The sequence below is a fragment of the Pseudomonas sp. FDAARGOS_761 genome (assembly GCF_013343155.1).
Classification (GTDB): domain Bacteria; phylum Pseudomonadota; class Gammaproteobacteria; order Pseudomonadales; family Pseudomonadaceae; genus Pseudomonas; species Pseudomonas aeruginosa.
The window spans coordinates 6,289,061-6,312,447 of the sequence record NZ_CP054572.1 but is presented as its reverse complement, the minus strand read 5'-3'; the positions used below and the strand labels follow the sequence as shown (position 1 = coordinate 6,312,447).

The following is a 23,387-nucleotide window of genomic DNA, read 5'->3' as shown; positions in this document are numbered from 1 at the left end:
GACTGCCGCGGACACGCATATGCCCGCCCAGCCCTACCGATCGGATCGCTTACTCAGCGACGATGATCAGCTTCAGAGTGGTTTCCACGTCGGTGTGCAGGTGCACGGCGACGTCGAACTCACCGGTGTTGCGCAGCGCGCCGTTGGGCAGGCGAACTTCGGCTTTTTCCAGCGGGTAACCGGCAGCGGAAACGGCTTCGGCGATGTCGCGGGTGCCGATCGAACCGAACAGCTTGCCTTCGTCGCCAGCGTGGGCGCCGAGGGTTACCACCAGCTCGGAGAGCTGGGCAGCACGGGCTTCGGCAGCGGCCTTCTTCTCGGCGGCAGCCTTTTCCAGCTCGGCGCGGCGGGCTTCGAACGCAGCGACGTTCTCGGCGGTGGCGACGGTGGCCTTGCCCTGCGGCAGCAGGAAGTTACGGGCGTAACCGCCCTTGATGTTCACCTTGTCGCCCAGGTTGCCCAGGTTGGCGACTTTTTCCAGCAGGATGACTTCCATTTGAGTCTTACCTCTTAACTTTTAACCTTCACCGTTCGTGGAACCCTGGCGCCGGGCCAGGCGTCCACGAAAATCAAACAGACTGTCGACAACCGCTAAAAGACAGATCAGGTTCCCCAGCAGCAATACAGCCAGGTACAGGCCCACCAGCCAACCACCCGCGAGGCGCTTCAGGGCGATCAGGCCATGCCCGAGCGCCACGCCGGCGATGATCAGCGGCACGCTGCACAACGGGCCGAGCACCGCGGCCTGCACTTCCAGCGCCGGGACCACGACGGCCCCCAGCAGCAGGATCACGGCAACCGCCGGCGCCAGCCGCAAACTCCGGAATTCGCGGCCGAAGCCGCCCGGGTTGTACAGCGAAGCCTGCCAGTACCGCGCGAGCATCAGGCAGAGCAGGCAGGTCACCTGCAGCGAGGAAGCCATGACCCCGGTCAGGGTCGGCACCAGCGCCACCTGCAACTTGTCCAGCTCTTCGCCCGACAGCTGGGACTCCCCGCGAAGCTGGGTCAGGACCTTGGTGACTTCCGTCGCCAGGGCGCCGATCAGCTCGCTGGAGGTATGCCCCAGCACCAGCGCGAATACCACGCCAACTGCAACACTGCCCAGCAGCACATGGCTCCAGGACGTACTGGCGCGCAGGATCTGCGCCAGCGTCAGGGTACCGAGCAGGACCAGAAGGATGCTCGGATCGCCCAGGTACCACCAGAACATCGCCGGTAGCACCGCCCAGGCCAGGACGCCGAAGGCGTCGCCGAATCCGCGCCGCAGCAGCACCAGGCTACCGGCGGCGGCACTCAGCCAGAACAACAGTGGAACAACCGCGGAGCCTGCCACGGCGAGCGTGGCCTGCATGCGGCCGCGCATGGTGAACTCAGCCAGTGCGCGCATGCGATCTATCCCTTACCAGCGTTCGACTGCCCGATCTCAACGGCCGTGGCTGTCGGTGTAAGGAAGCAGGGCCAGGTAGCGGGCGCGCTTGATAGCGGTCGCCAGCTGACGCTGGTACTTGGCCTTGGTGCCGGTGATACGGCTCGGAACGATCTTGCCGGTTTCGGAAACGTAGGCCTTCAGGGTGTTGAGATCCTTGTAATCGATCTCTTTCACGCCTTCGGCGGTGAAGCGGCAGAACTTACGACGACGGAAGAAACGTGCCATGTGATTGGCTCCTCAATACTGGTCCGGAATTACTCGTCAGCGTTATCGCTATCGCTGTTGTCGTCGCCATCGGCGCCTTCAGCGTTATCGTTCGGACGCTCACGACGCTCGCGACGCTCGTTGCGGCTTTCTTCAGCCTTGAGCATCTCGGACTGCTCGGTGACAGCTTCGTCGCGACGCATGACCAGGTTACGGATCACGGCATCGTTGTAACGGAAGTTGTCTTCCAGCTCAGCCAGGGCCTTGGCGCTGCACTCGACGTTCATCAGAACGTAGTGGGCCTTGTGCACGTTGTTGATGGCGTAGGCCAGCTGACGACGGCCCCAGTCTTCCAGACGGTGGATCTTGCCGCCGTCTTCTTCGATGGCCTTTGTGTAACGCTCGACCATGCCACCGACTTGTTCGCTCTGGTCCGGGTGAACCAGGAACACGATTTCGTAATGACGCATAAATGCTCCTTACGGGTTGCAGCCTGCCGCAGAACGGTCAGGCAAGGAGTGAATGTTTTCTTGGCTTGCCTGGTGGAGAGGCGAACGAACGCCTGCCCGCGCGGCAAGGGGCGACATTCTAGAGAAGGGCAACCGGCGAAGCAAGGAAGATTGGCGAATATTTGTACAGCGGATGGAATGGCGCGGGGCCGCGCCGCGGCGGCCCCGCACGCGCTCACTCCAGCGGGGTGCGCTGGCGGAGGATCTCGAACAGGCAGACGCCGGTGGCGACCGAGACGTTCAGGCTGCTGACGCTGCCGGCCATCGGCAACCTGGCGAGGAAGTCGCAGTGCTCGCGGGTCAGCCGGCGCATGCCCTTGCCTTCCGCGCCCATCACCAGTACGGTCGGCCCCGTGAGGTCGAGCTGGTAGAGGGTCTTGTCCGCCTCGCCAGCGGTGCCGACCACCCACAGGCCGCGCTGCTGGAGCTTTTCCAGGGTGCGCGCGAGGTTGGTCACCGCCACCAGCGGGATCACCTCGGCGGCGCCGCAAGCGACCTTGCGCACGGTGGCGTTGAGGGTCGCGGACTTGTCCTTGGGCACGATCACCGCCTGCACCCCCGCCGCATCGGCGGTACGCAGGCAGGCGCCGAGGTTGTGCGGATCGGTGACGCCATCCAGGGCCAGCAGCAGCGGCACGCCCTCGCTCCGCTCGAGCAGTTCCTCGAGCATGTTTTCGCCCCAGACCTGGCTGGGGCTGACTTCCGCGACCACGCCCTGGTGGACGCCTTCCGCCCACTCGTCGAGTTCGCGCCGGTCGCGCTGCCCTACCGGAATACGGAACCCGGCTGCCAGCTCGGTGAGCACCTGGACCCGCGGATCATGCCGCCCCTCGGCCAGCCACAACTGCTTGACCCGCTTCGGGTGATGACGCAACAACGCTTCCACGGCATGCACGCCGTAGACCTTTTCCCACTGACTCATGACTTGGCCTTACGTTTGCGCGCCCCGGTGGCGGCCGGAGCGTTGTCGGCCTTCGGCTTGGAAGGCCCCTTGCGATGCTTGGTCGGCTTTCCCGGCTTGGCGGCAGTGGCGGGCTTGCCGCCCTTGGCCTTGCCCTTCGCGCTCTTGCCCGCAGGAACGACCTTGCCCTTCTTCCCGCCCTTGTCCTTGCCGCCGCCGACGCGCGCCTCGGCGAGCAGCGCCTGCTTCACCTCGCGACTCTTGCGCACGTCGGTGTTGCCGAGCATCTCCGCGGCCTGCGCCAGCAGCTCCGGCGCGACCGGCGGCAGCGCCTGCACCTTGCCGGCCTTGCGCCGCGGCACCACCGCGGCGTCGGGACTGGCCAGCGCCGGCTCCAGGTCGACCTCGGGCACGGATGCGCCCTTGCGCCCCTTCGGCGCCTTGCCGGCGTTCGCCGACTTGTCGCCGTTGCGCTTCTTGCGTCCGATCGGCGCGCTCAGCACGTTTCCGGCCAGCTCGAAATCGATCTTCCGCTCGTCCAGGTCGACCCGCGCCACTACCACTTCCGTGGTGTCGCCGAGACGGAAGCTGCGCCCGGTGCGCTCGCCGCTGAGGCGATGGTGCACGGCGTCGAAATGATAGTAGTCGCCGGGCAGCGCGGTCACATGGACCAGGCCTTCGACGAAGATGTCGGTCAGCTCGACGAACAGACCGAAACCGGTGACCGCGGTGATTACGCCAGGGAAGGTCTCGCCGACCCGCTCGCGCATGTATTCGCACTTCAGCCAGTTGGTCACGTCGCGGGTGGCCTCGTCGGCACGCCGCTCGGTCATCGAGCACTGCTCGCCCAACTGGTCCAGGCGCAATTCGTCGTACGGATAGATGCGCGCCTTGGGCATGCTCGCCGCGCCGGCCCGCTGCACGTGCGGAGTCTCCGCCTTGGAGCGGATCACACTGCGGATCGCACGGTGCACCAGCAGGTCCGGGTAGCGCCGGATCGGCGAGGTGAAGTGGGTGTAGGCGTCGTAGTTGAGGCCGAAGTGGCCATTGTTGTCCGGGCTGTACACCGCCTGGCTGAGCGAACGCAGCATGACCGTCTGGATCAGGCGGAAGTCGGCGCGGTCGTGGATCTTCTCCAGCAACTCCTGGTAGTCGCCCGGGGTCGGCGCGGCCTTGCCGCGGCCGAGGCTCAACCCCAGCTCGCCGAGGAACTGGCGCAGGTTGTTGAGCTTCTCCTGCGGCGGGCCGTCATGCACCCGGTACAACGCCGGAATGGCGTGCTTCTGCAGGAAGCGTGCGGTCGCCACGTTGGCGCAGAGCATGCACTCTTCGATCAGGCGGTGCGCATCGTTGCGCTGGGTCGGGCGGATTTCCGAGATCTTCCGGTCGGCGCCGAAGACGATGCGGGTTTCCTGGGTCTCGAAATCGATCGCGCCGCGGACATGGCGGCCGGCCAGCAGCGCTTTATACAGCGCATACAACTGCTGCAGGTGCGGCACCACGCCGGGCAACTGCTGGCGCAGGTTCTCGGCCTCGACGCTGTCGGGATGCTCGAGCAACTGGCTGACCTTGGTGTAGGTCAGGCGCGCATGGGAGTGGATCACCGCTTCGTAGAACTGATAGCCGGTCAGCTTGCCGGCCTTGGACAGGGTCATCTCGCAGACCATGGCCAGCCGGTCGACCAGCGGATTCAGCGAGCAGAGACCATTGGACAGCACCTCCGGCAGCATCGGGATCACCCGCTCGGGGAAATACACCGAGTTGCCGCGCCTGGCCGCCTCTTCGTCCAGCGCCGAACCGACCTTCACGTAGTGCGAGACATCGGCGATCGCCACGAACAGGCGCCAGCCGCCGCCGCGCTTGGCCTCGGCGTACACCGCGTCGTCGAAGTCGCGGGCATCCTCGCCGTCGATGGTGACGAAGGGCACCTGGCGCAGGTCGACACGCTTTTCCTTATCCTTCTCCGCCACTTCCGGCTTGAGCTTGGCCGCTTCCTTCTCCACCGCGGCCGGCCAGACGTGGGGGATATCGTAGCTGCGCAGGGCGACTTCGATCTCCATCCCCGGCGCCATGTAGTCGCCGAGCACCTCGACGATCTCGCCCTGGGCCTGGCGGTGGATGCTCGGCCATTGCTCGATGCGCACCTGGACGAACTGGTTGTGCCTGGCCTTGCCGGCCTTGCCCGGCGGGATCAGGACTTCCTGCTGGATCTTCGGGTTGTCCGCGACCACCACGCCGATGCCGCTTTCCTCGAAGTAGCGGCCGACCACGATCTCGTGGGCCCGCTCGATCACCTCGACCAGCTGGCCTTCGCGGCGTCCGCGCCGGTCATGGCCGGACACCCGGGCCAGGGCGCGGTCGCCGTCGAACACCAGGCGCATCTGGGTGGGGCTGAGGAACAGGTCGTCGCTGCCATCGTCGGGGATCAGGAAGCCGAAGCCATCGCGGTGCCCGCTGATGCGGCCGCGGATCAGGTCCAGCTTGTCCACCGGCGCGTAGGCGCCACGACGCGTATAGATAAGCTGCCCGTCGCGCTCCATGGCGCGCAGGCGACGACGCAAGGCCTCTTCCGGCTCCTCGCCGGCGAGCCCGAACTCGTCGAGCAACTGGGAGCGAGTCGCCGGAGCGCCTCGCTCGGATAGGTGAGCCAGGATCAGTTCCCGGCTGGGGATGGGGTTTTCGTACTTTTCCGCTTCGCGAGCGGCCTCGGGATCGAGGTTTTGCCAATCGGCCATTAGAGGTAGGTCACCTTTTCTTCTTTAGCGTTTGCTGCCATTGCTCTATTGAAGCGCGAAAACGCTTCGTCGGTCAGCTTCGGCAGCAGAATAATTTTTATCGCATCAGGGGTTTACAAGCAGAATACGTACTCGTATAGTTCGCGCCCACAACGTTGCTGAGACGTTGTAACACGGAAACGATGAGCGATCATCGACTCCAGTGCCCAGGTGGCGGAATTGGTAGACGCACTAGGTTCAGGTCCTAGCGGTGGCAACACCGTGGAAGTTCGAGTCTTCTCCTGGGCACCATATTTCAGACAAAGCCGGACATTAGACCGTTTTTGTTTCAGCAGTTCAGCCACTACCAGGCATTGAAACTGCGACAAGGTTTGCAACACCCAAGTCGATGAGCGATCATCGCACAATGCTGAAAAGCATGCCCAGGTGGCGGAATTGGTAGACGCACTAGGTTCAGGTCCTAGCGGTGGCAACACCGTGGAAGTTCGAGTCTTCTCCTGGGCACCATCTTCAAGACAAACAGCCGAGCATCGCTCGGCTTTTTGTTGTCCGCGATTTTTCCCTTCGAGCCACGCCACCTTCCCCCGCTCGCCGCGGCGCCGACCCCGGAAATGAAAACGGGCCGCATGCGCAGCCCGTTCCGTCACCGCCCCGCTATCCGCCTCAGGCGAATGGATGGCGCAGGATGATGGTTTCGTTGCGGTCCGGACCGGTGGAGATGATATCGATCGGCGCACCCACCAGTTCCTCCACGCGCTTGATGTAGGCGCGGGCGTTGGCCGGCAACTCTTCCAGGGTCTTCGCACCCACGGTCGACTCGCTCCAGCCGGGCATTTCCTCGTAGACCGGCTGCAGGCCGATGTAGCTGTCGGCATCGGTCGGCGCTTCCAGCACATCGCCATCGGCATTCTTGTAGCCGACGCACAGGCGCACCACGTCCAGACCATCGAGCACGTCGAGCTTGGTCAGGCACAGGCCGGAGATGCTGTTAATCTCGATGGCGCGGCGCAGGATCACGGCATCGAACCAGCCGCAGCGACGAGCGCGACCGGTGGTGGCGCCGAACTCGTGGCCGCGCTTGGCCAGGTAGGCGCCGACGTCGTCGAACAGCTCGGTCGGGAACGGACCGGAGCCGACGCGAGTGGTATAGGCCTTGGTGATACCCAGTACGTAGTCCAGGTACAGCGGGCCGAAGCCGGAACCGGTGGCGGTACCGCCAGCGGTGGTGTTGGAACTGGTCACGTAGGGATAGGTGCCATGGTCGATGTCCAGCAGCGATCCCTGGGCGCCTTCGAACATGATGTCCTTGCCGTGCTTGCGCAGGTCGTGCAGGGTCGCAGCGACATCGGCCATCATCGGCTTGAGCAGCTCGGCATACTCCATCGCCTCGTCCAGGGTCTTCTGGAAGTCGATGGCCGGCTCCTTGTAGTAGTGCTGCAGGACGAAGTTATGGTAGTCCAGCAGCTCGCCCAGCTTGGCGGCGAAGCGCTCGCGGTGGAACAGGTCGCCGACGCGCAGGCCGCGACGCGCCACCTTGTCCTCGTATGCCGGGCCGATGCCACGACCGGTGGTGCCGATCTTGGCTTCGCCGCGGGCCTTCTCGCGCGCCTGGTCGAGGGCGACGTGATAGGACAGGATCAGCGGACAGGAAGGACTGATGCGCAGGCGCTCGCGCACCGGCACGCCCTTCTCTTCCAGCTTGGTGATTTCGCGCAGCAGCGCATCCGGCGCCAGCACCACGCCATTGCCGATCAGGCACTGCACGCCTTCGCGCAGGATGCCCGATGGAATCAGGTGCAGGACGGTTTTCTCGCCATCGATCACCAGGGTGTGGCCAGCGTTGTGACCACCCTGGTAGCGAACTACGGCAGCCGCCTGCTCGGTGAGCAGGTCGACGATCTTGCCCTTGCCCTCATCACCCCATTGGGTGCCCAGGACTACGACATTCTTACCCATAACACTTGTCCCCATCGTGGAAGTTCGATGCCGGCCGCGGCCGGCGGAATCTCAGGACGCCAGCGGCGCCACCTGCCAATTGCCATCGCGCAGCGCCAGCTGCCGGTCGCAGCCCGCCTCGCGCGCAGAAGCCGCATCCTGCCCGGGCAGAGCCTGGACGACACGCTGCCCGTCGCGGCGCAGTCGTTGCACCGCCTGCCAGAGCCCGGCCCCTTCGGCCGGCGCCCAGATACCCGATACGGCCTGGTCCAACCGGGCCTGGCCGAGAGTGACCAGGCTTTTCAGATCGGTGGAGAAACCGGTGGCCGGGCGGGCGCGCCCGAAATCGGCACCGATATCATCATAGCGACCGCCCTGGGCGATGGACTGGCCAACGCCGGGCACGAAGGCCGCAAACACCACGCCGGTGTGATAGTGATAGCCACGCAGCTCGCCGAGGTCGAAATACAGCGGCAAGCCGGGGAAACGTCCAGCCAGCGAATCGGCGATCTCGATCAGCTCGTTCAGCGCCACCTGGACATCGGCCGGCGCCGCCGCCAGACGGGCACGGCCCTGCTCCAGCGCATCGCGGCCGCCGCATAGCTCGGCCAGCGCACGCAACATGCCGCGCAGCTCGGCAGGCAGGTCTGCAGTCAGCGCCTCGACCTCGTCCACCGCCTTGCGCTGCAAGGCATCGAACAACTGCTGCTCGACTTCGCCGGACAGCCCTGCCGCGCGCGCCAGGCCGCGGTAGATACCGACATGGCCGAGGTCCATGTGCACGTCCGGCACTTCCGCCATCTCGAGCATTTCCAGCATCAGGCTGATCACCTCGACATCGCTGGCAGGGCTCGGATCGCCGTACAGCTCGGCGCCCAGCTGGATCGGACTACGCGAAGTGGACAGCGCGCGCGGCTGCGCATGCAGCACGCTGCCGGCATAGCACAGGCGGCTCGGTCCCTCGCGGCGCAGGCTGTGCGCATCCATCCGCGCCACTTGCGGCGTAATGTCGGCACGGAAACCCATGAGCCGGCCGGACGCCGGGTCGGTCACCTTGAAGGTGCGCAGGTCAAGATCCTGTCCCGCGCCGGTGAGCAGCGACTCCAGGTATTCGATATGCGGGGTCACGACGAACTCGTAACCCCAGCGGTGGAACAGATCCAGCACCTGACGGCGGGCTGCTTCGATGCGCGCCGCCTCCGGGGGCAGCACCTCTTCGATCCCATCTGGCAGCAGCCAGCGGTCTACCGTTGCCATTTCGCCTCTCCCCTTTCAGCCGGGCGGCACATCATCAGTGAATCCAGTAAAGAAGCAGGGTGCCGAGCAGCATGCTGCCCAGCCCCACGAGACGCAGGTGACGGTCGCTCAGCCGGCCGATGCCGGTGACCGCCTCGCGCCATTGTCGCGGACACAGGAACGGCAGGATGCCTTCCAGCACCAGCACGAGACAAAAAGCGATGCCGAATTCCTGCCACATGATTCTCGCGGACGCAAAAAAGCCGGGATTTCCCGGCTGGCTCATCATAACACGATTTCTCCGGCGGGCGCTGCCGCCCGCCGGAGAACCGAGTATTACTTGTTGGCCTTGTTCAGATAGCGGAAGAACTCGCTGCTCGGATCGAGCACCAGTACGTCGCGCTTCTCGGCGAAGCTTTCGCGATACGCCTTCAGGCTACGGTAGAAGGAATAGAACTCCGGATCCTGGTTGTAGGCCTTGGCGTAGATCGCGGCAGCCTTGGAGTCGCCGTCACCGCGGGTCTCTTCCGACTCGCGGTAGGCTTCGGCAACGATTACCCGGCGCTGGCGATCGGCGTCGGCACGAATGCCTTCGGCCAGTTCGCGACCCTTGGCGCGGTGCTCGCGGGCCTCGCGCTCACGCTCGGTGCTCATCCGCTCGAAGACGCTGCGATTGACTTCCTTCGGCAGGTCGATGGCCTTGACCCGCACGTCGATCACCTCGATACCCAGCTCCTTCTGCGCCATGCGGTTCAGCGAAGCGGTGATGTCGCCCATCAGCGCGTCGCGCTCGCCCGATACCACTTCATGCAGGGTACGCTTGCCGAACTGGTCGCGCAGACCCGCTTCGAGACGCCGCGACAGGCGTTCGTCGGCGATCTGCTTGAGGCCCGAGGTAGCGGTATAGAAGCGCTCGGCATCCGCCACCCGCCACTTGGCATAGGCATCCACCATCACCGCTTTCTTTTCCAGGGTCAGGAAGCGCTGGGTCGGGGCATCCAGGGTCAGCAGGCGAGCGTCGAACTTGCGCACCTGGTTGACGTACGGGATCTTGAAGTGCAGGCCCGGCTTGACGTCGGACTCGACCACCCGGCCGAAGCGCAACATGACCGCGCGCTCGGTCTGCTGGACTACGTAGACGCTGTTCCACAGGACGATGGCGGCGACGACACCGACGATCAGAGCGATCAAAGACTTGTTGCCCATCAGCGGCTCTCCCTCGTACGCGCGTCTTGCTGGCGCAGGTCGTTGACGATCCGCGACCCCAGGTCGGAAGCGCTGGCGCTGCCACCACCGGCGGAAGCACCGGCACCCGTAGCGGGCGCGGCGTTACGACCATCGATCATCTTGTCCAGCGGCAGGTAGAGCAGGTTGTTCTGCCCTTGCTGACCGGTCACCAGCACCTTGCTGGTCTGGCTGAAGACTTCCTGCATGGTGTCCAGGTACAGACGCTCGCGCGTCACTTCCGGAGCCTTGCGATATTCCACCAGCAGCTTGGAGAAGCGATCCGCCTCACCCTGGGCGCGCGAAATCACCTCGTCGCGGTAACCGTTGGCTTCTTCGATGATGCGCTGAGCCTGGCCACGCGCCTCCGGCACCACGCCGTTGGCATAGGCTTCGGCCTGGTTCTTCTCGCGCTGCTCGTCCTCGCGGGCCCGGATCACGTCGTCGAACGCTTCCTGCACCTCACGCGGGGCCTGGGCGCTCTGGATGTTCACCTGGGTCACGGTGATACCGGTCCTGTAGGTATCCAGGAAGCGTTGCAGGCGCTCGCGCACCTCGGTCGCCATCTGCTCGCGGCCTTCGGTGAGGATCCGGTCCATGGTGGTGGAGCCGGCGACATGCCGCAGCGCGCTCTCGGTCGCCTGCTGCAGGCTGACCTCGGGCTGGTCGACGTTGAGCACGAAGTCCTGCAGGTTGCTGATCTTGTACTGCACGGTCAGCGGCACTTCGACGATGTTCTCGTCCTCGGTGAGCATCTGCCCCTGCTTGCTGTACGCACGCTCGCGGGTGACGTTCTCCTGGAAGCGCTTGTCGATCGGCGGGAAGTAGAAGTTCAGGCCGGGACCGACCGTCTCGTAATACTTGCCGAAGCGCAGGATGACCGCCTGCTCCTGCTCGTCCACCACATAGATGGCGTTGTACAGCCAGAGCACGGCGAGGATCGCCAGGCCGATGCCGAACAGGCCCAGGCCACCGCCCTTGCCGCCGGAACCGGAGCCGGAACCGTTGCCACTGCGTTTTTTTCCACCGAACAGCCCGTTCAGGCTGTCCTGAAGCTTGCGGAAAGCCTCATCCAGGTCGGGCGGCCCCTTGCGGTCACCACCGCCGCCACCACCACCGCGGCGGCCTCCCCACGGGTCTCGATCGTTGTTGTTCGAGTTGTCACCCGGCTCGTTCCAAGCCATAGCGCTCTCCATCTAGTAACGCGAAACGCGCCTGCGGCGCGGCCACCCATGCTACCGAATGCCCTGCCCGCTGCCAAAAGCAGCGATACGGGCTTTATTGCAAAGTGTGTTGCGCAACGAACTCCGCCGGCTGCCAGCCAGCGCGGCTCGCCAGGCGGTTCAACTCGGCCCGCGGCAGGCGCACCTGCAGCAGGGTACAACCTTCCTCATCGTGCGCCTCGGACTGCACCGCGCCCAGTTCGAACAACTGGGCGCGCAGGCGCCCGAGCCGCTGGGGCAGGCGCAAGGTCCCGACGAAGAGGTCCTCGCCGAGCAGCTCGGCGATGGCCTGGCGCAACAGGTCGAGGCCTTCGCCGGTCTGCGCCGACAGCCAGACGCGCACCGGCTTGCCGGAGTCGTCGCGCTGGATGTGCGGCTCGACCGAGGGTAGCAGGTCGACCTTGTTATAGACCTCGAGCATCGGCAATTCGTTGGCGCCGATCTCGCCGAGCACCGCCAGCACCTGCTCGACCTGCGCATCCCGTTCGGGCTCGTAGGCGTCGATCACGTGCAGCAGGAGGTCGGCGTTGCTCGACTCTTCCAGCGTAGCGCGGAAGGCCTCCACCAGCTTGTGCGGCAGGTGACGGATGAAGCCCACCGTGTCGGCCAGCACCACCGGCCCGAGATCGTCCAGTTGCAGGCGACGCAGGGTGGGGTCGAGGGTGGCGAACAACTGGTTGGCGGCATACACCTCGGAGGCGGTGAGCGCATTGAACAGGGTCGATTTGCCGGCGTTGGTATAGCCGACCAGGGAGACCGCCGGGATATCCGCGCGCTTGCGCCCGCGTCGAGCCTGCTCGCGCTGGCTGCGGACCTTCTCCAGGCGCTGCTTGATCTGGCGGATGCGCACGCGCAGCAGGCGTCGGTCGGTTTCCAGCTGGGTCTCGCCCGGACCGCGCAGGCCGATACCGCCTTTCTGCCGTTCGAGGTGGGTCCAGCCGCGTACCAGCCGCGTGCTCATGTGCTCCAGTTGCGCCAGTTCCACCTGCAACTTGCCTTCGTGGGTACGTGCGCGCTGGGCGAAGATGTCGAGGATCAGCCCGGTCCGGTCGAGTACGCGGCACTCGAACGCTCGCTCGAGGTTGCGCTCCTGGCTGGGCGTCAAGGTGTGGTTGAAAATCACCAGCTCGACGTTTTCGGCCTTGACCAGGTCGTGCAACTCCTCGACCTTGCCACTGCCGATAAGATATTTGGCGCTCGGCTGGTGGCGGGAGACGCTGACGAATGCCACCGTTTCCGCGCCGGCCGAACGCACCAGCTCCTGGAACTCCTGCGGGTCTTCACGCGCCTCGGGGTTCTGCCCTTCCAGATGCACCAGAACAGCCTGTTCCCCACCACCTGGGCGCTCAAAGAACAAAGCGGACTCCCGTCAAGCGTTGCCCGGCTCGGCCGGCTGGTCACCGCTCGGCAGACGCACCGGACGGCTCGGTACCACGGTGGAGATCGCGTGCTTGTAAACCATCTGGCTGACGGTGTTCTTCAGCAGGATGACAAACTGGTCGAAGGACTCGATCTGGCCTTGCAGCTTGATGCCGTTGACCAGATAGATGGAAACCGGGACGCGTTCTTTCCGCAGGGTATTGAGGTAAGGGTCTTGTAGCGAATGCCCTTTTGACATGTGCCGCACTCCTTTAAGGATCGTAGTTTGAAGTAGTCGAATAGGGTGACTTGGCGCCGTCCAAACTCCGGTCTCGCTCCGGAAACAGACGGACAAATTAAGGTCTCAGGCCAATATGGAGACCGTTTTCAGGTATTTCAAGGCACGCGGCAGATTGTCACCTGCTAGGCTGTCCATCCAGTGTAGATGGCTCCAGCTTCGCAGCCAGGTGAACTGGCGCTTGGCCAACTGGCGGGTAGCGATGATGCCGCGTTCGGTCATTTCAGCGTAGGACAGCTTGCCATCCAGGTAATCCCACACCTGACGGTAACCCACGGCTCTAATAGACGGTAATCCTGCATGCAAGTCACTTCTGGCATGCAGTGCTTCGACCTCGGCGATGAAACCCTGTTCCAGCATCTGGCGAAAACGCTGCGCAATCCGCGCGTGCAACACCTGGCGCTGCTCGGGAGCAATCGCCAGCTGAGCGACAGTATACGGCAATTGATTCCTGCCTGACGCGTCAAAATCCGCCTTTTCAGCGCTTTGCCGGCGACGCAGGTCGCTCATCGACACCCCGCCGAGGCGATACACCTCGAGCGCCCGCATCAGTCGCTGCGGGTCGTTGGGGTGGATGCGCGCAGCCGACTCCGGGTCGACCTCGGCGAGTTGCCGGTGCAGCGCCTCCCAACCTTCGGCCAGGGCCTCGGCCTCGATCGCCGCGCGCACCTCGGGATCGGCGCCGGGCATGTCGGCCAGGCCCTCGAGCAACGCCTTGTAATAGAGCATGGTGCCCCCCACCAGCAGGGGAATCCTGCCGCGCGCGGTGGCCTCGGCCATCGCCGCCAGGGCGTCGGCGCGGAATTCCGCGGCCGAATAGCTCTCCGCCGGGTCGCGGATATCGATCAGGCGGTGCGGATAGCGCGCCAGCAGCTCCCGGGAAGGCTTGGCCGTACCGATATCCATGCCGCGGTAGATCAGCGCCGAGTCGACGCTGATCAGCTCGCAGGGCAGCACATCGGCCAGCGCCATCGCCAGGTCGGTCTTGCCGGCGGCGGTCGGCCCCATGAGAAAGATGGCGGGAGGCAGGGAAGACATCGGAAAGCTCTTGGACAAAGCGCATAGCTTCGGGCTTTGCGCCCGAAGCTGCAAGGCTCAGCGTCCGCGCAGGAAGAGCTTGTCCAGCTCGTCCAGGCCCAACTGGGTCCAGGTCGGACGCCCATGGTTGCACTGGCCGCTGCGTTCGGTGATTTCCATGTCGCGCAACAGGGCGTTCATTTCCGGCAGGGTCAGGCGCCGGTTGGCGCGCACCGCGCCATGGCAGGCCATGGTGCCGAGCAACTCGTTCAGGTGTGCCTGGATACGGTCGCTGGTGCCGTACTCCAGCAGGTCGGCGATGACATCGCGCACCAACTGGGTCGCCTCCGCCTGCTTGAGCAGCGCAGGGATCTGCCGGATCGCCAGGCTTTCCGGCCCCAGGCGCTGCAGCTCGAAGCCCAGGCGCTGGAACCAGCTGGAATGCTCTTCCGCGCAATCCGCCTCGCGCTCGCTGACCGCGATCGACTCCGGCACCAGCAACGGCTGCCCACGCAAGCCTTCGCTGGCCATCGCCACCTTGAGGCGCTCGTAGGTGATCCGTTCGTGGGCCGCGTGCATGTCCACCAGCACCAGGCCGTGGGCGTTCTCGGCGAGGATGTAGATGCCCTTGAGCTGCGCCAGGGCGTAACCCAGCGGCGGGATGTCCTGGGCGCTCTCGGGCAACGCGGCTGGCGCCTCGCCCGCGGGTAACGGCGCGAAGTAGGCCTTGTAGGCGCCACCGGCCTCGGCCAGAGAAGGCGGCGCTTCCGGCCGGGTGTAGGCGGAATAGCCGGAGGAGCCGCCGGAGACCGACGAGCCGCCACTCCAGCCCACCCGTGCCGCCGGACTCTCCAGCACGCTCTCGGCCAGGCGCATCTCGCCCTGCGGGCCGAACTCGCCGGCGGCAGCGCCGGTCGGTCGCGGCTCGGTCAGGCTGGTCGCCCCGGGCGGCGCGAGCTGGTCGTCGGGACGGACCTCGCCCAGCGCACGATGCAAGGTGCCATAGAGGAAGTCATGGACCATCCGGCTGTCACGGAAGCGAACTTCGTGCTTGGTCGGGTGCACGTTGACGTCCACCACCGCCGGATCGACTTCGAAGAACAGCACGAAGGTCGGATGCCGGCCGTTGTACAGCACGTCGCGATAAGCCTGGCGCACCGCGTGGGCGACCAGCTTGTCGCGCACCATGCGCCCGTTCACATAGAAGTACTGCAGGTCCGGCTGGCTGCGGGAGAAGGTCGGCAAGCCGACCCAGCCCCACAGGTGCAGGCCGTTGCGCTCGACCTCGATCGGCAACGCCTGCTCGAGGAATGCCTGGCCGCACACCGCGCCGACCCGGCGCGCGCGGGCCAGCTCGTCTCGCGCCTCGTGCAGGGCGAAGATGGTCTTGCCGTTGTGGCGCAGGTGGAAAGCCACGTCGAAGCGGGCCAGCGCCAGGCGCTTGATGACCTCCTGCAGATGGTCGAACTCGGTCTTCTCGGCACGCAGGAACTTGCGCCGCGCCGGGGTGTTGAAGAACAGGTCGCGAACCTCGACGCTGGTCCCCACCGGGTGCGCCGCCGGCTGTACCCGCGGCTGCATGTCGCGGCCCTCGGTTTCCACCTGCCAGGCTTCGCCGGCGTCGGCGGTGCGCGAGGTCATGGTCAGGCGCGCTACCGAGCTGATCGAGGCCAGCGCCTCGCCACGGAAGCCGAGGCTCATCACCCGCTCCAGGTCTTCCAGCTCGCGGATCTTGCTGGTGGCGTGGCGAGCCAGGGCCAGCGGCAGGTCGTCGGCGGGGATGCCGCGACCGTCGTCGCGCACTCGCAGCAACTTGATGCCGCCCTGCTCGACCTCCACGTCGATGCGCCGGGAACCGGCGTCAAGGCTGTTTTCCAGGAGCTCCTTGGCCACCGAGGCGGGACGCTCGACCACCTCACCGGCGGCGATCTGGTTCGCCAGCCGCGGACTCAGCAGCTGGATACGCGGTGCTTCACTCATCACTGGGCCGCCAGGGCGGTGCTCGGGATGGACAGGGCCTGGCCGACTTTCAGGTTGTCGCTGGACAGGCTGTTGCTGCTGCGCAGCGCGGCCATGCTCACTTCATAGCGCTGGGCGATCATCGCCAGGGTCTCTCCGGGCCGCACCACGTGCTCGCGCGGCCCCATGGAGAGCTTGCCCTGGGCGCGCAAAGAGGCGATGTAGGTGCCGGGCGGCGGGCTCTGCTGGAAATACTGGCGGATGCCGCTGGTGATCGAACGCGCCAAAGCCTGCTGATGGCTGGCGCTGGCCAGCTTGCGCGACTCGTTGACGTTCGAGATGAAGCCGGTTTCCACCAGGATCGACGGGATGTCCGGCGACTTCAGCACCATGAACCCGGCCTGCTCGACACGACGCTTGTGCAGCGAAGTGATGCGACCGACATTGGTCAGCACCTTGTGGCCGACGTCCAGGCTCGACGAGAGGGTGGCGGTCATCGACAGGTCGAGCAGCACGCCGGCGAGCATCTGGTCCTTGTCGCCGAGGCTGACGCTGCCATCGCCGCCGATCAGGTCGGAACGGTTCTCGCTGTCGGCCAGCCAGCGCGCGGTTTCCGAAGTGGCGCCGCGGTCGGACAGGGCGAACACCGAGGCACCGAAGGCGCTGCGGCTCGGCGCGGCGTCGGCATGGATCGAGACGAACAGGTCGGCGCCCTTCTTGCGGGCGATCTCGGTGCGCTTGCGCAGCGGGATGAAATAGTCGCCGGTACGGGTCAGCTCGGCCCGGTAACCGCGCACCTGGTTGATCTGGCGTTGCAGCTCGCGAGCGATCGACAGGGTGATGTTCTTCTCGTGCAACCCGCCCGGGCCAAGGGCGCCAGGGTCTTCACCGCCGTGGCCGGCGTCGATGGCGATGACGATATCGCGGGTACCGCCCTTGGTCGGCAGCGGCAGCTTGGCCACCGGCTGGGTCGGCGTCACCGGAGTGACCGGCACGCTCGGGGTCGGCGTCGCGGGTACGTCCGGGGTCAGGTCGGCGCCCTGGTCGTAGAGATCGACCACCAGGCGGTTGCCGTATTGCTGGTTGGGCGGCAGGACGAAACTTTTCGGGGTGACCTGCGCCGACAGGTCGAGGACCATGCGCAGGTCGTTGGGCGTGCGCTGGGCAGAGCGCACCGCGGTGATCGGGGTGTTGCCGAGCTTGAGACCGTTGAGCTGGGTCGCCAGCTGGGCGCCGCTGACGTCGATGACGATACGGTTGGGTGCGGCCAGGGTGAACAGGCTGTGCTGCACCGGACCGGAGAGATCGAAGACCAGACGGGTGTTGTCCGGAGCGCGCCAGATCCGCACGCTCTTGATTTGCGCGGCGGCCAGAACCTCGCCGACCTGGCAGGCCAGCAGAATCATCACCCCAGTCAACAACGTCCGCAGACGCAAGCCCCAACCCATCGTTTTTCTCATGCTCCCATGGTCAGGGTGGCACACCAGGCTTCGCCCCGCGCACCGTGCGGTACCAGGCGCAGTGTCCGTCCACCCGCTTGGGCAGTAATGGTAATGTCCAGATCGGCGGTTGGCAAAACGCCCGCACCGCGCTCGGGCCACTCGATCAGACAGAGTGCGCTGCCGTCGAAATAGTCGCGGATGCCGAAGAACTCCAATTCCTCCGCATCGGCGAGCCGGTACAGGTCGAAATGGTAGGCGCGCAGCTCGCCGATTTCGTAAGGCTCGACCAGGGTAAAGGTCGGGCTTTTCACCGAGCCGGCATGGCCGAGGCCGCGCAGGATGCCGCGCGAGAGGGTGGTCTTGCCGGCGCCGAGGTCGCCATGCAGGTAGATCACCCCCTGCCCCCCGCTGACCCGGGCGATGCGCCCGCCCAGTTCGAGCATCGCGTCTTCCCCTTCGGCGGACAGGATCACTTCAGACACGGACTGCACTCCTCGAGCAACTGACGAACGGTAGGTATGAGATCGGTCGCCGCCAGCCCGCGACCCTGGGCGCCGAGCCGCTCACCGGCGGCGGCATGCAGCCAGACAGCCAGGCAGGCCGCCTCGAACGCCTCCACGCGCTGGGCCAGCAAGGCACCGGTGATGCCCGACAGCACGTCACCCAGGCCGGCGCCGGCCATCGCCGGATGCCCCTGGGAACAGACGGCGAGTCGTCCGTCGGGCGCGGCGACCAGGCTGCCGGCGCCCTTCAGCACCACCACCGCCTGGTAGCGACGCGCCAGTTCCAGCGCCGCCGCCGGACGATCCGCCTGCACCTCGGCGGTCGAGCGACCCAACAGGCGCGCGGCCTCGCCGGGATGCGGCGTCAGAATCCATGTCTGCGGCCCTGCTCCGACCGGTTCCAGGGCCAGCAGGTTCAACGCGTCGGCATCCCAGACCTGCGGCAACGGTCGCGACCGGACAGCGCTCAGCAGGCTGCGACCCCAGGCGCGCTGGCCAAGCCCGGGACCGAGCACCAGCACGCTGGCGCGTTCGGCAAGGGCCAGCAGTTGGTTCGCCGACGCCACGCCATGGGCCATGACCTCGGGACAACGGCTCAGCAACGCCGGCACATGTTCGACGCGGGTCGCCGCCGAGACCAGCCCGGCGCCGCAGCGCAGGGCGCTTTCCGCGGCCAGTAGCACGGCCCCGCCCATGCCGGTGTCGCCGCCGACCACCAGCAGGTGGCCGAACAGCCCCTTGTGTGCGGTCCGCGGCCGCGCTGCCAGCCTCGGCAGGGCATTTCGCGCCAGGCGGCGGGCCCGGGGCTGGAGCGCTTGCAGCACGACGGCGTCGCTGCCGAGTTCGTCGAACACCAGCTCGCCGACCCGTGCCGGCGCCTCGCCAGTGAACAGCCCGATCTTCAGGCCGATGAAAGTCACTGTCAGATCCGCCCTGATCGCTTCCCCCAATACCGCGCCGGTGTCGGCGCTCAAGCCGGAAGGAATATCCACCGCCAGCACCGGCAGGTCGGCGGCGTTGGCCAGGCGGATGGCCTGCGCAAAGGGCTCGCGCACGGCACCTGCCAGGCCGGTGCCGAGCAATGCATCCACTACTACGCCCTCGAGCACGGCGCACTCGCTCCAGGGCTCCACCACGACCCCGGTCGCCAGCGCGGCGGCATGCGCCTGCGCCGCGTCGCCGGCAAGCCGCTGCGGCGCCGCGACCGCCAGCACCCGCACTCGCCAACCCGCACGTTGCGCCAGCGCCGCGATCAGGTAGCCGTCGCCGGCATTGTTGCCGTGCCCGGCGAGCACCGTCAGCGCCGCGGCCTCCGGCCAACGGCGGCGCAAGGCACGCCAGGCGGCGTGGGCGGCGCGCTGCATGAGTTCGAAGCCCGGCGTGCCGGCAGCGATCAGGCGCGCATCCAGGTCGCGCACCTGGGCGGCGGAATAGAGGGCGAGTGGCAGGTCGTCGTGCTGGAAGGTCATGGTCATCGGATCGATTCGGCGTCAGGCGCGCAGTCTGGCAGAATTATACCTATCCCATTTCGCTTTCCCTCGTCTTCGTTGCCTCCCATGACTCCCCAACCTCTGGCCGACAACCTTTCCCCGCCGGACCCCGCCCGCCTCGCCCAGTCCATCAAGGACTGGGGCCGCGAGCTGGGGTTCCAGCAGGTCGGTATCAGCGACGTCGAGCTGGGCGAGCACGAAGCGCACCTGCAGCGCTGGCTGGAGGCCGGCTACCACGGCGAGATGGACTACATGGCGGCGCACGGCAGCAAGCGCTCGCGACCTGCCGAGCTGGTTCCCGGCACGCTGCGGGTGATCTCCCTGCGCATGGATTACCTGCCCGGCGACACGCGCATGGCGCAGGTCCTCGCGACACCGGAAAAAGCCTACGTCTCGCGCTACGCCCTCGGCCGCGACTACCACAAGCTGATCCGCAAGCGTCTGCAACAACTGGCCGAGCGCATCCAGGCCGAAGTCGGCCCGTTCGGTTTCCGCGCCTTCGTCGACAGCGCGCCGGTGCTGGAAAAGGCCATCGCCGAACAGGCCGGCCTCGGCTGGATCGGCAAGAACACGCTGGTGCTCAACCGCAAGGCCGGCAGCTACTTCTTCCTCGGCGAGCTGTTCGTCGACATGCCGCTACCCGTCGACCCGGCGATGGACAGCGAGCATTGCGGACGCTGCTCGGCCTGCCTGGACATCTGCCCGACCGCGGCCTTCGTCGGCCCCTACCGGCTGGACGCGCGACGCTGCATCTCCTACCTGACCATCGAGTACAAGGGCGCGATTCCGCTGGAGCTGCGGCCACTGATCGGCAACCGGGTATTCGGCTGCGACGACTGCCAGATCGTCTGCCCATGGAATCGCTTCGCCCGCCCCACCGGGCAGGGCGACTTCCAGCCGCGCCACAGCCTGGACAACGCCGAACTCGCCGAACTGTTCCTCTGGAGCGAGGAGGAGTTCCTCGGCCGCACCGAGGGTTCGCCGCTGCGCCGCGCCGGCTACGAACGTTGGTTGCGCAACCTGGCGGTGGGGCTGGGCAACGCGCCCTCGACCATCCCGGTGCTGGAGGCGCTGAAGGCGCGCCGCGGGTTCCCTTCGGAGCTGGTCCGCGAGCACGTGGAATGGGCCCTGCGGCGCCACGGGGAAACCTAGCCCAGCCGGCGCCTGCCGCCCGGCCCGGACGGATCAGAGCTTGATGAAGTGGTCGCGATAGTGGCGCAGCTCGGCGATCGACTCGCGGATATCGTCCAGCGCCAGGTGGGTGTTGCCCTTCTTGAAGCTCTCGCGGACCTGCGGCGCCCAGCGCGCAGCCAGCTCCTTGAGGGTGGAGACGTCGAGGTTGCGGTAGTGGAAGTAGCCTTCCAGCCTGGGCATGTGCCTATAGAGGAAGCGGCGGTCCTGGCAGATGCTGTTGCCGCAGATCGGCGAGCTGCGCTTGGGCACCCACTGCTCGAGGAAGGCCAGGGTCTGCGCCTCGGCCTCGGCCATGCTCACGGTACTTTCCCGAACCCTCTGGGTCAGGCCGGATTGGCCGTGCTGGCGGGTATTCCACTCGTCCATGCCGGCGAGGATTTCCTCTGGCTGGTGGATGGCGATCACCGGTCCTTCGGCCAGGGTGTTGAGGTCACTGTCGGTGACGATGGTGGCCATCTCGATGATGACGTCCCGGTCCGGATCGAGGCCGGTCATCTCCAGGTCGATCCAGATAAGGTTCTGCGGGTTCTGCATGGGGAGTCGCTCCAGTCGCTATGCCGTGCATTCTAGCGTGGAACGCCGCCGCGCGAATGATGGCGGCGCGCCCATGTTAAACTCGCCGCCGATTTTTCATGCGGACGCATCATGGCCAAACGCCACTTGACCCGCCGGCAGAGCTGGCGCATCGAAAAGATCCAGGAAGAACGCGCGGCCCGGGCGGCCCGTCGCGAGTCGCGTGCCGTGGAAGAGCTGGAGGGCGGCGACCTGGGACCGGAGCAGACCGGCCAGGTGATCGCTCATTTCGGGGTTCAGGTAGAGGTCGAGTCCGCCGACGGCCAGGTTTCCCGCTGTCACCTGCGCGCCAACCTGCCGGCACTGGTGACCGGCGACCAGGTGGTCTGGCGTGCCGGCAACCAGGGCATCGGCGTGATCGTCGCGCAATTGCCACGTCGCTCCGAGCTGTGCCGCCCGGACATGCGCGGGCTGCTCAAGCCGGTAGCGGCCAACGTCGACCGCATCGTCATCGTCTTCGCCCCGCGTCCCGAACCGCACGCCAACCTGATCGACCGCTACCTGATCGCCGCCGAACATGCCGGCATCCAGCCGTTGCTGCTGCTGAACAAGGCCGACCTGGTCGACGAGAGCAATGCCGAAGGCATCGATGCGCTGCTGAATGTCTACCGCACCCTGGGTTATCCGCTGATCGAGGTATCGGCCTTCAATGGCCTGGCGATGGACGAACTGCGCGGCGCGCTGGACGCTCACGTGAGCGTCTTCGTCGGGCAGTCCGGGGTAGGCAAGTCGTCGCTGGTGAATGCCTTGTTGCCGGGTGTCGACACCCGTGTCGGCGACCTCTCCACGGTGACCGGCAAGGGCACCCATACCACCACCACCGCGCGACTGTTCCATTTTCCCGGCGGCGGCGACCTGATCGACTCGCCCGGCATCCGTGAGTTCGGCCTGGGGCACGTGTCGCGAGACGACGTCGAGGCCGGTTTCATCGAGTTCCGCGACCTGCTCGGGCATTGCCGCTTCCGCGACTGCAAGCACGACCGTGAACCAGGTTGCGCCCTGCTCCAGGCCCTGGAGGACGGGCGCATCATGCCGCAACGCATGGCCAGCTACCGGCACATCCTGGCAAGCATGCCGGAAACGGATTACTGAACCTCAGTCGCCCTTGATCTGCTCCAGCTTCAGGCTGCCGCCGTCGTCGAACAGGTTGAGCTTCTTCTGCACCTCGTCCGCCGGTAGCGAAGGTTGCGCGCCCGCCGCCGGTGCCTCGGCAGCCGGCTTCGGCTGCTCGCCCGGGGCAGCCGCGGGGGCGCTGGCTTCGGGAGCGCCGGTCTCGCCTTCGATGGCCTTCTGCGCCTTGCGGGTCAGGACCACGATGTCGATCCGCCGGTTCACCGGGTTCAGCGGGTCCTTGTCGTCGAACAGGCGTGCCGAGGCATATCCGACAACCTGGGCGATCTGCCCTTCCGGATAGCCGCCGGCGACCAGCGCACGGCGCGCGGCGTTGGCGCGATTGGCCGATAGCTCCCAGTTGCCGAAGTCACCGTTGCCGGCATAGGGCTTGGCGTCGGTGTGGCCGCTGATGCTGATCTTGTTCGGCACCTGGCGGATGGTCTCGGCCATGGCCAGCAGGATGTCCTCGAAATACGGCTGCAGGCGCGCGCTGCCGAGGTCGAACATCGGCCGGTTGGCGGCGTCGACGATCTGGATGCGCAGGCCGTCGCGGGTGATCTCGAAGTGGATCTGGTCCTTGAAGTCCTTGAGCATCGGATTTTCGTCGACCTTGTTCTGCAACTCCTGCAGCAGCAGCGCCAGGCGCTCTCGCTCAACCTGCTCGGCGAGGTTCTCGGCCTGGTCGGCGTTGACCTGGTGGTCCTGCTCGGGGCTGATCCGGCTTTCGTTGGAGTCCGGCTGGGCCTGGACCTGCGGATTGAGGGTCTTGTCCGGCGCCGGCGTCGGCGTGCCGCCGAGGTCGATGACGTAGGGGCTGGCGCTTTCGCTGAAACCGATGGGGTCCTGGAAGTATCCGGAAATCGCCTTCTTCTGCTCCGGGGTGGCCGAAGACAGCAGCCAGAGCACCAGGAAGAACGCCATCATCGCCGTGGCGAAGTCGGCGAAGGCGATCTTCCACGAGCCGCCGTGGTGGCCGGCGGCATAGCGCTTGACGCGCTTGACGATGATCGGCTGGTTATTGTCCATCTATCGACAGTGCCTCC

At 66.2% G+C, this 23,387-nt stretch carries 22 protein-coding genes and 2 tRNA genes; 4 read left to right on the top strand and 20 right to left on the bottom strand.

Annotated elements, in window-relative coordinates:
* Nucleotides 1–49 precede the first annotated feature (49 nt).
* The 6 genes from rplI to rnr all read right to left on the bottom strand — a co-directional run bounded on the left by rplI (nucleotide 50) and on the right by rnr (nucleotide 5,778).
* Nucleotides 50–496 carry a 50S ribosomal protein L9 gene (gene rplI, locus FOC67_RS29305; protein ID WP_003095627.1) on the bottom strand — a complete coding sequence of 149 codons (447 nt, stop codon included), beginning with the start codon at nucleotides 494–496 and terminating at the stop codon, nucleotides 50–52.
* A 21-nt stretch (nucleotides 497–517) separates the two neighbouring features.
* A complete protein-coding gene (locus tag FOC67_RS29300) occupies nucleotides 518–1,387 on the bottom strand; it encodes a hypothetical protein (RefSeq protein WP_003095630.1) in 870 nt (289 codons plus the stop codon).
* Nucleotides 1,388–1,423: 36 nt separating this feature from the next.
* Nucleotides 1,424–1,654 (bottom strand): 30S ribosomal protein S18, encoded by a 231-nt coding sequence (gene rpsR / locus FOC67_RS29295; RefSeq protein ID WP_003095634.1) that lies wholly within the window; start codon nucleotides 1,652–1,654, stop codon nucleotides 1,424–1,426.
* 29 nt (nucleotides 1,655–1,683) lie between these two features.
* Nucleotides 1,684–2,103 (bottom strand): 30S ribosomal protein S6, encoded by a 420-nt coding sequence (gene rpsF, locus FOC67_RS29290; protein WP_003095636.1) that lies wholly within the window; start codon nucleotides 2,101–2,103, stop codon nucleotides 1,684–1,686.
* A 214-nt stretch (nucleotides 2,104–2,317) separates the two neighbouring features.
* Nucleotides 2,318–3,064: a 23S rRNA (guanosine(2251)-2'-O)-methyltransferase RlmB gene (rlmB, locus tag FOC67_RS29285; RefSeq protein WP_003141712.1), complete on the bottom strand. Its 747-nt coding sequence runs from the start codon at nucleotides 3,062–3,064 to the stop codon at nucleotides 2,318–2,320.
* Nucleotides 3,061–5,778: a ribonuclease R gene (rnr, locus tag FOC67_RS29280; RefSeq protein ID WP_009314346.1), complete on the bottom strand. Its 2,718-nt coding sequence runs from the start codon at nucleotides 5,776–5,778 to the stop codon at nucleotides 3,061–3,063. Before rnr ends, rlmB begins: the two co-directional genes overlap by 4 nt.
* A 204-nt stretch (nucleotides 5,779–5,982) precedes the next feature.
* Here rnr and FOC67_RS29275 point away from each other — a divergent pair.
* Nucleotides 5,983–6,069 (top strand) — tRNA-Leu (locus FOC67_RS29275).
* A 129-nt stretch (nucleotides 6,070–6,198) separates the two neighbouring features.
* Nucleotides 6,199–6,285: transfer RNA gene (locus FOC67_RS29270), tRNA-Leu, on the top strand.
* Between the two features lie 156 nt (nucleotides 6,286–6,441).
* Here FOC67_RS29270 and FOC67_RS29265 read toward each other — a convergent pair.
* From FOC67_RS29265 to FOC67_RS29210, 12 genes are all read right to left on the bottom strand, one after another.
* Entirely contained in the window at nucleotides 6,442–7,734 is a 1,293-nt protein-coding gene (locus FOC67_RS29265) for an adenylosuccinate synthase (protein WP_003095642.1), read from the bottom strand.
* A gap of 51 nt (nucleotides 7,735–7,785) precedes the next feature.
* Nucleotides 7,786–8,970: an ATP phosphoribosyltransferase regulatory subunit gene (locus tag FOC67_RS29260; RefSeq protein ID WP_003095644.1), complete on the bottom strand. Its 1,185-nt coding sequence runs from the start codon at nucleotides 8,968–8,970 to the stop codon at nucleotides 7,786–7,788.
* Nucleotides 8,971–9,004: 34 nt separating this feature from the next.
* Complete coding sequence (locus FOC67_RS29255; protein WP_003095647.1) at nucleotides 9,005–9,190, bottom strand: DUF2065 domain-containing protein; 186 nt, start codon at nucleotides 9,188–9,190, stop codon at nucleotides 9,005–9,007.
* Nucleotides 9,191–9,285: 95 nt separating this feature from the next.
* On the bottom strand, nucleotides 9,286–10,155 hold the full coding sequence (gene hflC, locus FOC67_RS29250; RefSeq protein WP_003106429.1) for a protease modulator HflC: 870 nt from the start codon (nucleotides 10,153–10,155) through the stop codon (nucleotides 9,286–9,288).
* Nucleotides 10,155–11,357 (bottom strand): FtsH protease activity modulator HflK, encoded by a 1,203-nt coding sequence (gene hflK, locus FOC67_RS29245; protein ID WP_003106427.1) that lies wholly within the window; start codon nucleotides 11,355–11,357, stop codon nucleotides 10,155–10,157. The genes hflC and hflK overlap by 1 nt, the downstream gene beginning before the upstream one ends.
* A gap of 94 nt (nucleotides 11,358–11,451) precedes the next feature.
* Entirely contained in the window at nucleotides 11,452–12,753 is a 1,302-nt protein-coding gene (gene hflX, locus FOC67_RS29240) for a ribosome rescue GTPase HflX (RefSeq protein ID WP_003095652.1), read from the bottom strand.
* Between the two features lie 12 nt (nucleotides 12,754–12,765).
* Nucleotides 12,766–13,014 (bottom strand): RNA chaperone Hfq, encoded by a 249-nt coding sequence (gene hfq / locus FOC67_RS29235; RefSeq protein ID WP_003095657.1) that lies wholly within the window; start codon nucleotides 13,012–13,014, stop codon nucleotides 12,766–12,768.
* Nucleotides 13,015–13,119: 105 nt separating this feature from the next.
* Nucleotides 13,120–14,091: a tRNA (adenosine(37)-N6)-dimethylallyltransferase MiaA gene (gene miaA / locus FOC67_RS29230; RefSeq protein WP_003109468.1), complete on the bottom strand. Its 972-nt coding sequence runs from the start codon at nucleotides 14,089–14,091 to the stop codon at nucleotides 13,120–13,122.
* A 57-nt stretch (nucleotides 14,092–14,148) separates the two neighbouring features.
* A complete protein-coding gene (mutL, locus tag FOC67_RS29225) occupies nucleotides 14,149–16,050 on the bottom strand; it encodes a DNA mismatch repair endonuclease MutL (protein WP_009314349.1) in 1,902 nt (633 codons plus the stop codon).
* The gene (amiB, locus tag FOC67_RS29220) at nucleotides 16,050–17,477 is read right to left on the bottom strand and encodes an N-acetylmuramoyl-L-alanine amidase AmiB (RefSeq protein WP_003123571.1); all 1,428 of its coding nucleotides are present in this window, start codon (nucleotides 17,475–17,477) and stop codon (nucleotides 16,050–16,052) included. Before amiB ends, mutL begins: the two co-directional genes overlap by 1 nt.
* A gap of 8 nt (nucleotides 17,478–17,485) precedes the next feature.
* Nucleotides 17,486–17,953 (bottom strand): tRNA (adenosine(37)-N6)-threonylcarbamoyltransferase complex ATPase subunit type 1 TsaE, encoded by a 468-nt coding sequence (gene tsaE, locus FOC67_RS29215; protein WP_003095664.1) that lies wholly within the window; start codon nucleotides 17,951–17,953, stop codon nucleotides 17,486–17,488.
* The gene (locus tag FOC67_RS29210; protein ID WP_009314350.1) at nucleotides 17,941–19,449 is read right to left on the bottom strand and encodes a bifunctional ADP-dependent NAD(P)H-hydrate dehydratase/NAD(P)H-hydrate epimerase; all 1,509 of its coding nucleotides are present in this window, start codon (nucleotides 19,447–19,449) and stop codon (nucleotides 17,941–17,943) included. The genes tsaE and FOC67_RS29210 overlap by 13 nt, the downstream gene beginning before the upstream one ends.
* Nucleotides 19,450–19,530: 81 nt before the next feature.
* Here FOC67_RS29210 and queG point away from each other — a divergent pair, with 81 nt between their 5' ends.
* The gene (gene queG, locus FOC67_RS29205) at nucleotides 19,531–20,616 is read left to right on the top strand and encodes a tRNA epoxyqueuosine(34) reductase QueG (protein ID WP_003110324.1); all 1,086 of its coding nucleotides are present in this window, start codon (nucleotides 19,531–19,533) and stop codon (nucleotides 20,614–20,616) included.
* Nucleotides 20,617–20,649: 33 nt separating this feature from the next.
* On the opposite strand, the gene orn is transcribed toward queG, so the two are convergent.
* Nucleotides 20,650–21,192 carry an oligoribonuclease gene (gene orn, locus FOC67_RS29200; RefSeq protein WP_003095671.1) on the bottom strand — a complete coding sequence of 181 codons (543 nt, stop codon included), beginning with the start codon at nucleotides 21,190–21,192 and terminating at the stop codon, nucleotides 20,650–20,652.
* A 111-nt stretch (nucleotides 21,193–21,303) separates the two neighbouring features.
* On the opposite strand from orn, the gene rsgA reads away from it, so the two are divergent.
* The gene (gene rsgA, locus FOC67_RS29195) at nucleotides 21,304–22,323 is read left to right on the top strand and encodes a small ribosomal subunit biogenesis GTPase RsgA (protein WP_003102042.1); all 1,020 of its coding nucleotides are present in this window, start codon (nucleotides 21,304–21,306) and stop codon (nucleotides 22,321–22,323) included.
* A 3-nt stretch (nucleotides 22,324–22,326) separates the two neighbouring features.
* On the opposite strand, the gene motB is transcribed toward rsgA, so the two are convergent.
* On the bottom strand, nucleotides 22,327–23,370 hold the full coding sequence (gene motB / locus FOC67_RS29190; protein ID WP_003095673.1) for a flagellar motor protein MotB: 1,044 nt from the start codon (nucleotides 23,368–23,370) through the stop codon (nucleotides 22,327–22,329).
* Nucleotides 23,371–23,387: the final 17 nt, after the last annotated feature.